This window comes from Streptomyces sp. NPDC002520 (assembly GCF_053595235.1).
In genome coordinates this window covers 85688-102219 of the sequence record NZ_JBSFXG010000002.1, presented here as the reverse complement: position 1 = coordinate 102219, position 16532 = coordinate 85688, and the positions used below count along the sequence as shown (strand labels likewise).

Below are 16532 nucleotides of genomic sequence, written 5' to 3'. Positions count from 1 at the left end.
GCGACCACGAGGGAGTGCCGCCCGTGCCCGGTGAGAATCTGTCCCGCGACGAGGCCCGGGAGCGGGCCGCCCTGTTGTCCGTCGACGGGTACGACGTGGCGCTGGACCTGCGCTCCGCCGTCGGTGACGGGGACGGCGACCCGCGCACCTTCCGCTCGGTGACCACGATCAGGTTCCGCTGCAACGAGCCGGGCGCGTCGAGCTTCGCCGACCTCATCGCCCCGAGCGTGACCGCGGTGTCGCTCAACGGAAAGGACCTCGACCCCGGCGAGGTCTTCGACGGCTCCCGGATCGCCCTGGAGGACCTGGCCGCCGAGAACGAGCTGACCGTCGACGCCCGGTGCGCCTACTCCCGCACCGGCGAGGGCATGCACCGCTTCGTCGACCCCGAGGACGGCGAGGTCTACCTCTACACCCAGTACGAGCCGGCCGACGCCCGCCGCGTCTTCGCGAACTTCGAGCAGCCGGACCTGAAGGCCCCGTACCGCTTCGAGGTACAGGCGCCCGAGGGCTGGACGGTGTGGAGCAACGGCGCCGGTGAACAGGCCGAGGGGGTCTGGCGGTTCGCGGAGACGAAGCCGATCTCGACGTACATCACGTGCGTGGTGGCGGGGCCGTACCACTATGTGACGGACTCCTACGAGCGGACCTTCGAGGACGGCACGAAGCTGGAGATCCCGCTCGGCGCCCTGTGCCGCAAGGGGCTCGCGCCCTACTTCGACGCCGACGACGTCTTCCTGGTCACCAAGCAGGGCCTGGACTTCTTCCACGACCACTTCGACTACCCGTACCCGTTCGGGAAGTACGACCAGGCGTTCGTGCCCGAGTACAACCTGGGCGCGATGGAGAACCCGGGGCTCGTGACCTTCCGCGAGGAGTACATCTTCCGCGGCAAGGTGACGCAGGCGTCGTACGAGGCGCGGGCCAACGTCATCCTGCACGAGATGGCGCACATGTGGTTCGGCGACCTGGTCACCATGGAGTGGTGGGACGACCTGTGGCTGAAGGAGTCCTTCGCGGACTTCATGGGCACGTTCGGAGCCGTCGGCGCGACCCGTTTCACGGACGCCTGGATCACCTTCGCCAACCGCCGCAAGGCCTGGGCCTACCGCGCCGACCAGCTGCCCTCCACGCACCCGATCACGGCGGACATCCGTGATCTGCAGGACGCCAAGCTGAACTTCGACGGCATCACGTACGCCAAGGGCGCCTCGGTGCTCAAGCAGCTGGTGGCGTACGTCGGCCGGGACGCGTTCCTGGAGGGCGCCCGCCGCTACTTCAAGCGCAACGCGTACGGCAACACGCGCCTGGGCGACCTGCTGTCGGTGCTGGCGGAGACCAGCGGCCGGGACATGACGGTGTGGGCGCGCTCCTGGCTGCAGACGGCCGGGGTGAACTCGCTGACCCCGCAGGTGCTGCTGGACGGCGAGGGCCGGGTGGCCGAGCTCGCGGTGGTGCAGGAGGCGCCGGAGTCGCATCCCGAGGAGCGGCCGCACCGGATCGCGGTGGGCCTGTACCGCCGTACGTCGGGGGGCGCGCTGGAGCGCTACGCGCGTGTGGAGACGGACATCGACGGTCCGCGGACCGTCGTGGCGGCGGCGGCCGGTGCCGAGGCCCCGGACCTGGTGCTGGTCAACGACGACGACCTGACGTACTGCAAGATCCGCTTCGACGAGACCTCGCTGGCGACCCTGCGCGAGCACCTGGGCGCCCTGACCGACCCCCTGGCGCGTGCGCTGTGCTGGTCGGCGCTGTGGAACATGACCCGGGACGCGCTGCTGCCGGCGCGGGGCTTCGTGGACCTGGTGCTGCGGTTCGCGGGCCGGGAGTCGGACATCGGCGTGCTGCAGATGCTGCACACGTGGGCGAACTCGGCGCTGGTGCACTACGCGGCGCCCGAGTGGCGGGCGAGGGGCGAGGAGTTGCTGGCGGAGGGCGCGCTGCGGGGGCTGCGGGCGGCCGAGCCCGGCAGCGAGGACCAGCTGGCCTGGGCGCGGTTCTTCGCGGCGGTCGCCTCCGACGCGTCCGACCTCGCGCTGCTGAAGGATCTGCTGGACGGCGAGGAGAGCGTCGAGGGTCTGGAGATGGACCAGGAGCTGCGCTGGGCGTTCCTGGAGCCGCTGGCCGCGCACGGGGTGGCAGACGAGCAGGTGCTGGCGGCCGAACTGGCCCGCGACGACACGGCGTCGGGCAAGCGCCACCAGGTCCGCTGCCTCGCGGCGCGGCCGTCGGCGGCGGTCAAGGCGCAGGCGTGGGCGCAGGTCGTGGAGTCCGACGCGTTGTCGAACGCGCTGGTCGAGGCGACGATCGCGGGCTTCGACCAGCCCTCGCAGCGGGAGCTGACGGCGCCGTACGCCGAGAAGTACTTCGCGGCGATCGAGCGGGTGTGGCAGGAGCGGTCCATCCAGATCGGCATGGACGTCGTCCGCGGCCTGTTCCCCGGCTTCCAGGACCGGCAGGAGACGCTGGACGCGACGGACGCGTGGCTGCGGGCGCACGCGGACGCGGCCCCGGCGCTGCGCCGGCTGGTGCTGGAGGCGCGGGACGACCTGGCCCGCTCGCTACGGGCACAGGCGTGCGACGCGGAGGCCGCGGGCCACTGATCGTTGGCCTGAGCTTCCCCGGTCCGTGACCGTTACGAAATTCGGGCAACACTACCCGTAACCCCTGGTCCACACCTGATTGGACCAGGGGTTTTCCGTCCCTACTCGGCACCCGAACACCCGTCCTTTAGTACCGTCTTGTCCGCATTCATCGACGGCCGTGTAACAGCGGTTATGGAGGGGACGAGGCGCGGGAATCCCCGGGTCATGACGCACAACACCCCGCTCTCCCCCCGCCCGCTGCGCCACCTCCGCGAGGTCCACCGCCGCGTTCTGTCGACCGCTCAGCTCCGCTCCCACGGCGTCTCCACGGCCGAGCTGAACGAGCGGTGCCGGCCCGGCGGACCCTGGCAGCTGTTGCTGCCGAACGTCGTCCTCCTCCACCCCGGTCCGCCCACGAGCGAGGAGCGACTGCACGGCGCGCTGCTGTACGCGTCGCGCGAGTCGACGCCCGGCGTCCCGGCCCAGCCGACCGCGGAGGACCCGCACCGGCCGGTCTACACCGAGGCCGTGATCACGGGCCTGGCGGCCCTCACCCTGCACGGCTTCTCCTCCACCCCGCCGCTGCCGTCCCTGGACCGCGTCGACGTCCTGGTCCCACGACTGCGCCGACTGCGCTCCACGGGCTACGTCCGCGTCCTGCGCACCTCGGCCCTGCCCACCCCCTGCGCGGTGACGGGCCTGCCCGTGGCGCCGGTGCCGCGGGCGCTTGCGGACGCCGTGACGGAGCTGACGGACCCGGGCGCGGTACGCCGCCTGCTGACCGAGGCGGTGCGCGGCCGCCACTGCGAACCGGCCGCGGTGGTCGCGGAGTTGACCGACGCGAACCTGCTGGCCTGCCCGCACGTGGTGGGCGCCGTGGACCTGCTCGTGGCCGAGGGCAGGGCGAGGGCGGAGGAGCACCTGTACCGGATGGTCCGCGAGTACGGCCTGCCCGACCCGGTCTGGAACGTGGACCTGCGCCTGCCGGGCGGCCCCCTCCTGGGCGGCCTGGACGCCTACTGGCCGGAGCAGGCCGTCGGGGTCGAACTGGACACGCGGGCACCGCGCCAAGGCCCTCGGGAGGACGACGACGCGCTGTGGTCGCAGTACGCGCGCAAGCGGGAGCACCTGGAGCGCCTGGGGATCACGGTCGTCCACATCACCCCCAAGAAGCTGCGGGACTCCCTGGAGCAGCAGGCGGCCGTGGTCCGTACGGCCCTGATGGCCGCCGGGGACCGTGAGCCGGCCGCGTACGTCGTGGCGCTGCCCCGGTAGTGACGGCGCGGGGAGGCGCCGGGAGGGGACCGGGAGGGGACCAGGAGGGGAGAGGGGCCGCCGGGCCGGGTCCGGCGGCCCCTCGTCGTGTCCAATGTGTCCGACTCCCGCCACCGGCACCGCCGTTAGGGTGACCGGATGAGCGACGCGCCGGACGCCCTCTGGGTGAAGGTGCGGCAGCCGCCCCGCCCGGCGCCCGGATCTACAGCGGCTCCGGCAGCCGCGTCACCTCCAGGTGGACGCCGTCGAGCAGCGCGGCGTACGCCGCGATCATCCGGGTCCGGCTGAACCGTTCGCGGCTCGCGGCGAGTGCCGGGGCGAGGTCGGCGCGGCCGGCGACCGCCGCCGTCCAGGCCAGGGCGATGACCTCCGGGTCCTGCGGGGTCACGAAACCGTGGCCCCGGACGATCTCGGCGCTGTCGCCCACGTCCGTCGACACGGGCACGGCGCCGCACATCATGCCCTCGATCAGGCACAGCGGAGCCGCCTCCCCGGAGGTGGAGGTCAGGGCGACGACGTCGGAGCCGGCGTAGACGGTCTCCATGTCGCGGCGCACGCCGAGGAGGCGGATCCGCTCCGCGAGGTGCCGGTCCGCGCCGAAGGCGACCTCGATGTCGGCCCACAGGGCCGGGTTCGCCTCGGTCATGCCCGCGCCGCACATCAGGACCCGGCCCTCGGGCTCGCGGGCGAGCCAGGCGCGGGCGGCGCGCAGCAGGAGCGGGACGTTCTTCATCGTGGCGTAGCGGGCCGCGAAGACCACGACCGGCGCCTGGGCCGGGATGTCCAGCGAGGCGCGGAACGCCAGGCGTGCCGCCGCGTCCGGACGGAAGCGGAGCAGGTCCACCCCGTTGGGGATCACGTGCAGCACCTCACCGGGGATGCCCGCCGCCTCGTACGCCGTCCGGGTCGACTCGGCGCAGCACACGCAGGCCACCACGGTGCCGTCGGCGATCGCCGCCTTCAGCTCGTCCAGGGCGGGGCCCTGGTTCTCGGGGTCGGAGCGGTGCAGACAGACCACGACCGGGCGGCGCGGCAGGCCGCCCTGGTTCAGCAGGGCGAGCGGCTGCTCCTTGAGGGAGAGGATCACGTCGGCGGCGGCCATGGACCGTGCCGTCTCGGCCAGCTCGGGCCCGCTGAAAACAGACGCCGCCACCGAGCCGTCCACCAGTCCCGCGCTGCGCCCGAGGGATGTGACACCCACACCCCCGGCCGTGAGCGACCGGTAGCACGCGTCGTCCTCCATGCGCTGCCGCGTGGCCTCGCGGTGGACCTCCGCGTGGATGCTGAGTACCTGGTGGGACTGGCCGCCCTCGGCCAGTCCCCGTACGACGTCGCTGTGCACGATCCGGGCTCCTCCGGAGAAGAAACCCTCGTAGACCGACAACACACGCAGTCCGTGCCTCGCGCGCACACGACCACCCGCCTTGCACAAAATCGAGCCATCCCCGTGAACAGCGGGTTAGCCGATATGAGGCGATACGGACATTGCGTACGCGTTAACGCGGGGGGACACACGTGAAACGTTGCCTGACGAAATTCCCCCTCAGCCCTTCCTGAGGACGAGCTCCGTGTTGCGGTCGGACGGGTTGCCCGCGAGGGACTTGACGGCGCCCGGGGCGTTGAAGGACAGCTCGCGGTAGAGGGCCGCGAGGCCGGTCTGGGTGAGATCGGCGTAGTCGGTGCGGTGCGGGGCGGCCGACTCGATCAGGGTGGTGAACAGGGAGAGCGTGCCGTCCTTGTTGTCCACCACCTCGATCACCCGGGCGAGCTGGGGGTAGTCGACGTGCGAGGCGGTGGAGATCTCCCAGAAGGAGCGGCCGCCGGAGGCCTGGTGCGGGGTGATGACGTTCTTGTGGATGTGGCCGTTCACCCAGGCCAGGACATTGGCGTGGGCGGCGAGGACCGAGACGACCTCGGCGCCGTCGTGGCGGCGCTCCCCCGGGCGGGCCGGGTCGGGGCGGGTGTTGGTCATCGTCTTGCTGGTGTGGTGGCTGAAGACGATCGCGTAGGAGTCCTTGTTGTCCGTCAGCGTCTTCTTCAGCCAGTTCAGCTGGGCGGTGCCGATGGAGCCCTCGAAGTGACCGCCGGCGTCGGTGGTGTCGATGCTGATGCCGATGACGTCGTCGGAGATGCGGAAGGCGTAGTACTCGGTGCCCGCGTCGAGGTTCGCCGAGGAGTAGCCGTGGCCGACCGGGCCGTGGCCCTGGTGGGCGGGGTCCAGGTGGGCCTTGAGGTAGTCGGCCCGGGTGTAGGGGGCCCGCTTCTCGTCCGGGGTGACCGGGCGCAGGTAGCGGGCGTGGGCCTTGAGGAAGTCGCGGTAGCCGACGCCCTTGGGGTCCGTGGCGTTCTTGATGGCGTCCTGGAGCTTCTTGGCTTCGGCGGCGGAGACGCTCATCAGCTTCTTGCCGGCGATGGCCGCCTCGGCGAGGTAGGGGTCGCCCTGGGAGCCGTAGGCGCCGAGCGGGAGGGTGTCGTGGTTGCCGATGGTGGAGTACCAGGGCAGGTTCAGGCCGGGGCTGAGCACCTCGCGGGTCGCGGCGGCCAGGAAGCCCTTCAGGTACGGGAAACCGAGCGTCTTGTCGCCGTCGCGGGCGGTGGAGTCGGGCTGCCAGTACAGCCCCAGCCCGCTGTTCTGCACGCCCTCGTAGTGCTTGGGGTCGCCGGTGTCGGGCGTGATGCGGCCGCCGCTCATCACCTTCATGAACCACTCCAGTTCGGAGTAGGCGTTGTTGTCGGTGTTGTCGCCGGTGGTCATGACGAACTGCAGCGGGGCGCCGGTGACGGGGGCGCCGCGCAGCGCGTTGACCCGCTCGACGAGCGAGATGGCGCCGGGCACGGTGAGCGCCTCGTGCGGGCGCCAGGCGCGCGGGTCGTAGGCGCGCAGGTACTCCACGCGCAGCGGGTGCTGCACGTCCGTCAGGTGCAGGTCGGTGAACTGCACGAACGCGGCGAGGGCGGTACGTCGGCTCGAGCGGTCGAACCGGGGCGAGGCCAGGTCGCTGCGTACGACCCGGCTCCAGCCGGGGCCGTCGCCGAGCCGGCGGTAGCCGGAGCCGCCCTGCGGAGCGGCGACGGAGGAGACCGTCGTGCCCTTGGCGTAGGGGACGAGCGGGGCGGCCGGTGTGACCTTCCGGGAGGCGGCGACGGGCGCCTCTGCGGCGGGCGCGGCCTGGCTGTCGGTGGGACGCAGGGCGTAGCCGACGCCCGCGGAGAGCGTGACCGCCCCGGCGGCGGCGAGGACGGTACGGCGGTGGACCCCCACAGCGGAGGTGGCGACAGAGCGTGTGCGCGACATGGCGCGGTCTCCCCGGGTGCGAACGCGTCGACAGTGGTCGCGGGCCGTCGCTCTCGCGAACGTCCCGCTCTCTCTGGATCGTTGGCAGCGGGGGTGACCTGCGCGTGAACAAGGCGGCAACGCGCAGCGCCGATCACCGTACGTGGATCTCGGGGTACCGGGCGCGGTCACGGAGTTGATCGCGCCCGGCCCGGGGCCGGTCACTCCCCGTTCATCTTTCCGGGTAGGGGAGGGTCTCAGAGGCGACCAAGTCAGGGTTGGGGAGCGACTGTCGAGTCGAGGTGTCCGGCGGCCGGCCTCTCCCGCCACAGCCGCAGGGCCGTGTCGACGAGCGGCACCCGCACCAGTCCGGACACGGCGTCGATGTCCTGCCATGCGGCGAAATCGGTCGATCCGCCGGTTTCGTAGCGGAGTTCTCCGCCGGTGACCTCGCCCGCGTAGACGATCCGCACGCCGTGATGGTCCGTGCGGCGGCCGAAACGGCGACCGAAGCGGCGGATGCCGGTGAGCCGGAGGGAGTCCACACCGAGGAGGCCGGTCACCCGGATGCGGTAGCCGGTCTCCTCGGTCACCTCGCGGCGGACGGTGTCGTACGGGTCCTCGCCGTGCTCCATGCCGCCGCCCGGCAGCACCCACTCGGGGGTGCCGTCGGGTCCGGGTGAGCGGGCGAGCAGGATCTGTCCTTCGCGGACGCACACGGCGTAGGCCGCCACCCTCAACTTACGTCGCATGGACGGACGTTAGCGTGCGGGATCCGGGCCGGCGGGGGAATATCCGGGCGGTGCCCGCGCTCGGGGTCGTCCCGCTCGACGACCGGCCCGCCACGTGGGCCACCACGCTCTCGCGACGTGGACGCCGTCCCGGCACGTGTGCGCATACAGGCCTGTTCAGGTCCTATCCGCGCAAATCCCATCGCGGGTTTTCCCCATACATCCATATCGATTCGGTCAACAGTCCCCAAAATTCCGTCCCTTGGGTAAAGCTGTCCGCTCGTCCGGCACTGGACTCTTCACCTACAAGGGATGCCGATGACCCACACCCCCGAGCGCGATCCCATATCCGGCCCCAGACGCCTGGCCCGCATAGCCGTGGCCGTGGGCGTGGTGGCCGCCCTCTCCGCGGCCGGGCCGATACCCCTGGCCCTCGCCACGGACGCACCGCACGCCACGGCCGCCGACCCCGGCGTCAAGTCCGCCCACGACAAGCTCGGTTCGGACGACGCCGACCTGCTCGCCGAGGCCAAGGCGGACGGCGACAAGAACGTCACGATGATGATCGCGACCGCGCCCGGACAGACCGAGCAGGTCGCCGGTGAACTGGACGCGGTCAAGGGCGGCTCGGTGGGCCGGACCTACGACAAGATCGGCTACGTCCGCGCGACCGTCCCGACCGCCAAGGCGGACGCGGTCATCAAGGCCGCCGCGAAGCTGTCCTCGGTGCACGCCATCGACCTGCGCCAGGAGATCCAGCTCGACGACCCGACCCCGAGCGCGGACACCGCCCAGGGTGCCAAGTCGACCGGATCCGCGGCCACATACTCCGGTCCGGGCAAGGACACCCCGGCGCGCAACCCGTACAACCCGTCCTTCGAGACCGGTGCCGTCGACTTCGTCCGGGACCACCCGAAGGCGGACGGCCGCGGCGTCACCATCGGCATCCTCGACTCCGGCGTCGACCTCGGCCACCCGGCGCTGCAGAAGACCACCACCGGTGAGCGGAAGATCGTCGACTGGGTGACCGCGACGGACCCGATCCTGGACAGCGACGCGACCTGGCGCCCCCAGGTGACCCCTGTCTCCGGGTCGAGCTTCACCTACAACGGCCGGACCTGGACCGCGCCCGCGGGTTCGTACCAGGTCAGCCTGTTCCGCGAGTCGTACACCGCCGGCGGTGACGCGGCAGGCGACGCGAACCGGGACGGCGACACCACCGACGTGTGGGGTCTGCTGTACGACCCGGTCGCCGGCACCGTCCGCGTCGACCTGAACAACAACTTCGACTTCACCGACGACACGCCGATGAAGCCGTACAAGGACGGCTACCAGGTCGGCTACTTCGGCACCGACGACCCGGCCACCGACGTCGTGGAGCGCCAGCCGTTCGTCGTGCAGATCCGCAAGGACGTGCCGATGGACCCGTACGGCGGGACCTGGGTCGGCAAGAAGGCCGACTTCGTCAACATCGGCGTCATCGAGTCCGAGCACGGCACCCACGTCGCCGGCATCACCGCCGCCAACGGCCTGTTCGGCGGGAAGATGAACGGCGCCGCCCCCGGCGCGAAGATCGTCTCCTCCCGGGCCTGCACCTGGACCGGCGGCTGCACCAACGTCGCCCTCACCGAGGGCATGATCGACCTGGTCGCGAACCGGGGCGTCGACATCGTCAACATGTCGATCGGCGGTCTGCCCGCGCTGAACGACGGCAACAACGCGCGGGCCGAGCTGTACACCCGGCTCATCGACACCTACGGCGTCCAGCTGGTCATCTCCGCGGGCAACTCCGGCCCCGGCGCCAACACCATCGGCGACCCCGGTCTCGCGGACAAGGTGATCTCCGTCGGCGCCGCCATCTCCAAGGAGACCTGGGCCTCGAACTACGGCTCGGCGGTGGAGAAGAAGTACGCGATGATGCCGTTCTCCTCGCGCGGCCCGCGTGAGGACGGCGGTTTCACGCCGACCCTGTCCGCGCCCGGCGCGTCCATCAACTCCACCCAGACCTGGCTGCCCGGCTCCCCGGTCGCCGAGGCGGGCTACAAGCTGCCGGCCGGCTACTCGATGCTCCAGGGCACCTCGATGGCCTCCCCGCAGGCCGCCGGCGCCTCCGCGCTGCTGCTGTCCGCCGCGAAGCAGAAGGGCATCGACCTGACGCCCGCCACGCTGCGCACGGCCCTGACCTCGACCGCGGACCACATCCCCGGTACGCAGGCGTACGAGGAGGGCGCGGGCCTGATCGACATCGTGGATGCGTGGGACGCCATCCGTGACGACGCGACCGCCCACGACTACACGGTGAAGGCCCCGGTCGACACCGCGATCGACTTCGCGCTGAAGACCCCGGGCTTCGGCACCGGCCTGTACGACCGCGAGGGCGGTCTGAAGGCGGGCGAGAAGAAGACGTACGACGTCACCGTCACCCGTACCTCGGGCCCGGACCGGGCGATCCGGCACGAGCTGAACTTCGAGAACAACGCCGGTGACACCTTCCGGATCGTCGGCGACGACGTCGTGAAGCTGCCGCTGAACCAGCCGGTGACCGTCAAGGTCCAGGCCGCGCCGCGCTCGGCGGGCCTCAAGAGCGCGATCCTCGAGGTGGACGACCCGGGCACGGAGGGGATCGACAAGCAGATCCTCACCACCGTCGTGGTCGCGACCCCGGTGAACCACACCTTCTCCGCGTCCGGTTCGGTGCAGCGCAACAGCACCCGCTCGTACTTCCTGAACGTGCCCGCGGGCGCGAAGTCGCTGGAGGTCGCGATCGGCGGGCTGAAGGACAAGAGCCAGACCCGGTTCATCGCCATCCACCCGTACGGCACTCCGGTCGACACCACCTCGACGCCGAACTGCTACAACAACTACTTCGACGGCAACGGCTGCAGGCCCGACGTGCGCGCGTACGCCGACCCGCAGCCCGGCGTCTGGGAGGTCGAGGTCGAGGCCCGTCGCACCTCGCCGCTGCTGGACAACCCGTACACGCTTGAGGCCACCGTGCTCGGCGCGGCCTTCGACCCGCAGACCGTGACCGTCCCCGAGGCCAAGGTCGGCACCCCGGCCACCGCCTCCTGGAAGGTGACGAACGCGTACGCCGCCCTCGACGGCAAGCTGGTCGGCGGCCCGCTCGGCTCCTCCAAGACGGCCCGCCCGTCGATCAAGGAGGGCGAGACGCAGACGACCACGGTCACCGTCCCGGCCGGCGCGAAGTCCCTCGACGTGGCCATCGGAGGCGTCTCCGACACGGCCGCCGACCTCGACCTGACCGTGTACGACGAGAGCGGCAAGCGGGTCGCGCAGTCCGCCGACGGAGACTCGGAGGAGGCCGTCTCCATCCCGAACCCGGCCGCCGGCACCTACCGCATCGAGGTCGCGGGCTACTCGGTCCCGTCCGGCTCGACCGACTACGACTACCGGGACGTGTTCTTCTCCTCCGCGCTCGGCACCGTCACGGTCGACGACTCGTCCGCGGTCAAGCTCGGCACCGGTGACTCGGCCACGGTGAGCGGCCAGGTCACGGCCGCCGCCGAGGCCCCGGCCGGCCGCGAGTTCTTCGGCCGGGTCCAGCTGGTGAACGCGCGCGGCACGGTCGCGGGCATCGGCAGCGTGAAGATCGAGAAGGTCACTCCGTAACGGGGTGAGCACTCACGCCGTGACGGTGTGAGCAATGGTCGGTGAGGGGCGGGTGTTCCGGGAGGAACGCCCGCCCCTCACGGCGCTTCGGTCGGCTCCTCCTGCTGCGCGCACGTGGCGGTGCGGGCCTCGGGCAGCGCCTCGGTGATCCAGGCCCGGTTGACGGCCACCCGGGTGTCGCCCACGGCCCACAGGCTCGCGTCGTCCTGGCCACGGCCGACCCCCACGAGCACGTGCTGGCCCGTGCGCGGAGCGGGCCGCGCACCGCCGTCGAGGACGAAGGCGACCTGGTCCGGGCCGTGGGCCGGCTTGTAGGAGCGCTTCACGGTCAGGACGACCCGGGCCCACGGGGTGTCCGGCTTCCGCTCCACCGCGGCGACGGTGCCCTCCGCGACCAGCCGGTAGCAGGCCAGGACCCGCACCGGGTCCTCGGGCCGCCCGCCGTCACCGGAGGCTCTGGCCGCGCCGCGTTCGGCGCTCTTCGCGTCGGCCGCGCCCGAACTCATCGACGCGCCGCCGGGCCGGCTCACGAGGTACGCGAACCCGACGACCATGCCCACGGCCGCCGCCCCGGCGAGCGTCCCGAACGCGATCCGCAACGCCCTGCGCCGCCCGGACGGCGGCCCCGGCCGCCCGGGACGCTCGGGCCCGGCGGGGCGGGTGACGCTCCGGGGGCGCTTTGCGGGCGCGGAGGCGATCCCGGCCTCCTCGACCGGTTCCTCCCGCGGGGTCGCCGTGGCCCGTGCCGTGGGCTCCCCTGTCATCGGCTCACCGGTCAGCGCCTCCGCCAGCCACGTCAGCTGGTGCCTCAGGACGGCCACGTCGGTCTCGGCGGCGCGGTGTTCGGCACGGAAGGCGGCGTCCTGGTGGGCGGCGGGCGGCAGGGGGGCACCGGTGATCGCGGCCATCAGGGCGTCCATACCGCCATACTCCCCGTACTCACGCTCCGCGTGCTCGTGCTCCGCGTGCTGCCCGGCTCCGCCGACGCCCGCGGCGTCCTCGTGTTCGGCGGTCACGTCACACCACCTCGTCCTCGTGCAGCCGGTCGCGCAGTGTGCGGACCGCCGTGTGCAGCCTGCTCTTGACCGTGCCCTCGGGGACGCCCAGTTCCTCGGCTATCGCCCGTACCGGCAGGTCGGCGAAGAAGCGCAGGACCAGGACCTGGCGCTGGGCGTCGGGCAGTTCGTCCAGGCCCTGGGCGACGGCGAGGGAGAGCAGGCTGGTCTCCTCGCCGGACGGGTGCGCGGGCTCCCGCAGCGAGGCCAGCCGCTCCCCCAGCCGCTCCTGGCGCCGCTTGGCCCGGTGCCAGTCCATGGCGAGGTTGGAGGCGACCACCGCCGCCCACGCCGAGACGTCCCGCGGTGCCTCACGCCCGCTCGCGGCCCGCTCCAGCAGCCGCAGCCTGACCTGCTGCACCCCGTCCGGCAGGTCGGTCTGCGGCACCCCGCCGAGCGCGAGCACCGCCCGCACCCGGCGTTCCTGGGCCGCGTCCAGCGGATCCTCACCGGCATGCTCGACGCCGGCGTACGCCCGCCGTTCGCGGCGCGTCCCTCCGCGCAGCACAAGCCACCCCCTCACCCGATCGCTGCCCCTACGACGCACGAGCGGCCCGAAACGTTCGGTGCGACGGCGACGAACTCCCCCGCGATTCCGGACGCGCCACCTCCGCTTGATCAACCCATCGACTTCACGTCACCTTCGCTGCCACCATGACCTCCATGACGCACATCACCAAAGGCGCCAACACCCCTGTTCCCGCAGCTCTGTTGCGGGTGGCGGTCTCCCGGCAGCAGCTGCCCGGCGCCCCGGTCGTGGACGCCTCCGCCCTGCTGCTCGACGGGGCGGGCAAGGTCCGGGGTGACGCCGACCTCGTCTTCTACAACCAGCCCGTCCACCCCTCCGGGGCGGTGCGTCACACCGGCACGGCCGAGGGCGCCGGGGTGCTCGCCGAGTGGCTGGAAGTGGACCTGCCGCGCGTCGAACCCGACGTGCAGCGGGTGCTGATCGCCGGGTCCTGCGACGGCGGGGTGTTCGGGCAGGTACCCGGGCTGTACGCGCAGGTGCTGACGGCGGAGGGCGCGGTGGTGGCGCACTACGCGGTCACCGACGCCTCCAGCGAGACGGCGTTCGTGCTCGGGGAGCTCTACCGGCGAGGCGGGGAGTGGAAGTTCCGGGCCGTGGGACAGGGCTACGCGTCCGGGCTCGCGGGGCTGGCGACGGACTTCGGGATAGCGGTGGAGGAACCGGCCCCCGCACCCGCACCCGCACCCGCACCGATACCGACACCCCCGCAGCCGGCGCCGCACACGCAGCCCGCGGCACCGATGACCGCACCCGCACCGCCCCACATGTCCGCACCGGGCCCCCACGCACCCGGCCCCTCCCCCGCACCGGCCCACGCGCCCGCCCCGCAGGACGCCGCCCCGTACTCCTTCGGCCCCGAGTTCCACCCGTACACCCAGCGCGGCCGGGGCAACGGCGTGGTCTCGGTGGACGTTCCGCTGCCGCCGGGACCGGTGATCGTCGAGGCCTGGCACCAGGGTGACGGCTACTTCGGGATGCACACCCTGACCCGCCGCAACAAGGACGACGACCTCCTCTACAACAGCACCCTGAACGACTTCCGCGGCCGCGCCCTCGTCCTGCCCCCGGAGGGGAGTCCGCTGCGGATGCGCGTCGAGGCGGACAACGACTGGACGGTCGTCGTGCAGCCGCTGTCGGTGCTCCGCCGGCTCGGTCCGGGCGGCCCCCTGCGCGGGTACGGCCCGGAGGTGGTGGCCTACACCGGCGCGGCGGCGGACCTGGACGTCGAGTTCGCCGGCGACGAGGACGGCGGCGGCTACTTCGGTCTGAAGAGCCTGGAGGCCCGGTACCTGTCCCGGCCGGACGAGTACGACCTGCTGGTCAACGACACCGACGAGTTCCAGCAGACCGTCCCCCTGCCCGACGGCCCGCTGCTGCTCCTCCTGGAGGCCGACGGCCCCTGGCAGCTCACCGCCCGCCCGCTGCCCGTCCTCGACGGGGCCGCCGCGCAGCAGGCCGGCACGTGGACGGGCCGGGGTGACAGGACCATCACCCTCGCCAACCCCTCCCCCGGGCGGCCCGCGCTGCTGGAGTACACGTTCTCCGACACCGGCTCCTTCGGCTCGTACCGGGCCCAGGTGCTCGACGAGTACGACGACACCGACCGGTTCCTGGAGGGCTCCCGCAACGGTCTGCGCGGCCGCACCGTGATCTTCCGCGCCGGCGAGCCCGAGGTGCGGCTGCAGCTGGAGGACGCGGGCGACTGGAGCCTGCGGCTGCTGCCGATCGAGCAGGTGCCGCCGCTCACCGGCCGGGCGGAGGGTCGCGGCAGCACGGTGTTCCGTTACGACGGCCCGCCCGTGCTGCTGGGTCTGGCCCGCACCACGTCCGACACGGAGGCGCTGGAGACGCGCGCCCTCCAGACGGACGGCCAGATGCGGATCTCCGCCGACAGCGCCGGGCGGCGCCGGCCGGTGGTCGGTCCGCTGTGGGTCTCGTACGCCGGGCACTGCTACGTGCACGTCTTCGCCGCGAGCGACGACACCGGCTGGCGGATCGAGACCGCCGACCTGGGCACCGCGCCGGTGCTGGGGAAGACGAAGGTGGAGGGCCAGGGGTATGGAGTCGTACGTCACACCGGGCCCGAGACGGAGGTGATGGTCCGGCACGAGGCGCGCGGACTGCTGGACCTCGTGGTCCTATGGGAACTGGACGAACGGCTGGAACCGGTACGCCGGATCAGCACGGCTTCCGGTCTGCAGCGCGTTCCGGGCGGATTTCTCCAGATCAGGACGTCGGGCAAGTGGAGCATCACCCTTCAGGGCTGAGGGTGACGCGCGTCCCATCCCTCGGGCAAAGGATTGGACACACCGGCCGGGGTGAGACGCATGATGGAAAGGCCCCGGCCTGGCAGGGGCGCCCGTGAACCACGCAAAGGAGTCCCAAGTGAGGGTCGGAATCGTCGGAGCCACCGGTCAGGTCGGCACGGTCATGCGCAGGATCCTCGTGGAACGGAACTTCCCGGTCACCCAGCTGCGCCTGTTCGCCTCGGCCCGTTCGGCCGGGACGGTGCTGGACGGCGTGACGGTGGAGGACGCGGCGACCGCCGACTACTCGGGCCTCGACATCGTCCTGTTCTCCGCGGGCGGCGCGACCTCCCGGGCGCTCGCCGAGAAGGTCGCCTCCCAGGGCGCCGTGGTGATCGACAACTCCTCCGCCTGGCGCAAGGACCCCGAGGTCCCGCTGGTGGTCGCCGAGGTGAACCCGCACGCGATCGCGGACCGCCCCAAGGGCATCATCGCCAACCCGAACTGCACCACCATGGCCGCGATGCCGGTCCTCAAGCCGCTGCACGAGGAGGCGGGCCTTCAGGCGCTGGTCGTCGCCACCTACCAGGCGGTGTCCGGCTCCGGTCTCGCGGGCGTGGCCGAGCTGCACGGCCAGGCGCAGAAGGTCGTCGCCGAGGCGGACAGGCTGACCCACGACGGCGCGGCGGTGGACTTCCCCGAGCCGGCGGTCTACAAGCGCCCGATCGCCTTCAACGTGCTCCCGCTGGCGGGCTCGATCGTGGACGACGGTCTCAACGAGACCGACGAGGAGCAGAAGCTGCGCAACGAGTCCCGCAAGATCCTGGAGATCCCGGAGCTGAAGGTCTCCGGCACCTGCGTGCGCGTCCCGGTCTTCACCGGCCACTCCCTCCAGGTCAACGCCCGTTTCGCCCGCCCGATCGCCCCGGAGCGCGCGACCGAGGTGCTCGCGAAGGCGCCGGGTGTCGTGCTGACCGACATCCCCACCCCGCTCCAGGCGGCCGGCCAGGACCCGGCGTTCGTCGGCCGTATCCGCAGCGACGAGACCGTGGAGAACGGCCTGGCCCTGTTCATCTCCAACGACAACCTCCGCAAGGGCGCCGCGCTGAACGCCGTCCAGCTCGCGGAGCTGGTGGCGGCGGAGCTGTCCTCGAAGTAGGCACCGGCTCACCCGCCGACGGCGGCCCCCTGCTCGGCGCGGGGGGCC

General features: G+C 72.1%; 10 protein-coding genes. 5 read left to right on the top strand and 5 right to left on the bottom strand.

The annotated features are described in order from the left end of the window. Positions 1-23: 23 nt before the first annotated feature. Positions 24-2603 carry an aminopeptidase N gene (gene pepN, locus ACWD5D_RS03520; RefSeq protein ID WP_451371115.1) on the top strand — a complete coding sequence of 860 codons (2580 nt, stop codon included), beginning with the start codon at positions 24-26 and terminating at the stop codon, positions 2601-2603. 207 nt (positions 2604-2810) lie between these two features. Next, positions 2811-3860, top strand: a complete 1050-nt coding sequence (locus ACWD5D_RS03515; RefSeq protein WP_451371114.1) for a hypothetical protein — start codon at positions 2811-2813, stop codon at positions 3858-3860. 202 nt (positions 3861-4062) lie between these two features. Here ACWD5D_RS03515 and ACWD5D_RS03510 read toward each other — a convergent pair whose 3' ends face one another. The 3 genes from ACWD5D_RS03510 to ACWD5D_RS03500 form a co-directional block, all read right to left on the bottom strand. Beyond that, positions 4063-5247 (bottom strand): glycosyltransferase, encoded by a 1185-nt coding sequence (locus ACWD5D_RS03510; RefSeq protein ID WP_451371565.1) that lies wholly within the window; start codon positions 5245-5247, stop codon positions 4063-4065. A 156-nt stretch (positions 5248-5403) separates the two neighbouring features. Next, positions 5404-7155 (bottom strand): TIGR03767 family metallophosphoesterase, encoded by a 1752-nt coding sequence (locus ACWD5D_RS03505; RefSeq protein ID WP_451371113.1) that lies wholly within the window; start codon positions 7153-7155, stop codon positions 5404-5406. Between the two features lie 251 nt (positions 7156-7406). Continuing rightward, positions 7407-7886: an NUDIX hydrolase gene (locus tag ACWD5D_RS03500; protein WP_451371112.1), complete on the bottom strand. Its 480-nt coding sequence runs from the start codon at positions 7884-7886 to the stop codon at positions 7407-7409. Positions 7887-8183: 297 nt separating this feature from the next. On the opposite strand from ACWD5D_RS03500, the gene ACWD5D_RS03495 reads away from it, so the two are divergent. Continuing rightward, complete coding sequence (locus ACWD5D_RS03495) at positions 8184-11495, top strand: S8 family serine peptidase (RefSeq protein WP_451371111.1); 3312 nt, start codon at positions 8184-8186, stop codon at positions 11493-11495. Between the two features lie 77 nt (positions 11496-11572). Here ACWD5D_RS03495 and ACWD5D_RS03490 read toward each other — a convergent pair whose 3' ends face one another. Beyond that, positions 11573-12511, bottom strand: a complete 939-nt coding sequence (locus ACWD5D_RS03490) for a hypothetical protein (protein WP_451371110.1) — start codon at positions 12509-12511, stop codon at positions 11573-11575. Between the two features lies 1 nt (position 12512). Continuing rightward, positions 12513-13058 carry a sigma-70 family RNA polymerase sigma factor gene (locus ACWD5D_RS03485; RefSeq protein ID WP_451371564.1) on the bottom strand — a complete coding sequence of 182 codons (546 nt, stop codon included), beginning with the start codon at positions 13056-13058 and terminating at the stop codon, positions 12513-12515. Positions 13059-13213: 155 nt separating this feature from the next. On the opposite strand from ACWD5D_RS03485, the gene ACWD5D_RS03480 reads away from it, so the two are divergent. Both ACWD5D_RS03480 and ACWD5D_RS03475 read left to right on the top strand, forming a co-directional pair. Continuing rightward, positions 13214-15346, top strand: a complete 2133-nt coding sequence (locus tag ACWD5D_RS03480; RefSeq protein ID WP_451371109.1) for a TerD family protein — start codon at positions 13214-13216, stop codon at positions 15344-15346. A 118-nt stretch (positions 15347-15464) separates the two neighbouring features. Then, positions 15465-16484, top strand: a complete 1020-nt coding sequence (locus tag ACWD5D_RS03475; protein ID WP_451371108.1) for an aspartate-semialdehyde dehydrogenase — start codon at positions 15465-15467, stop codon at positions 16482-16484. The last annotated feature ends 48 nt before the right edge of the window (positions 16485-16532 follow it).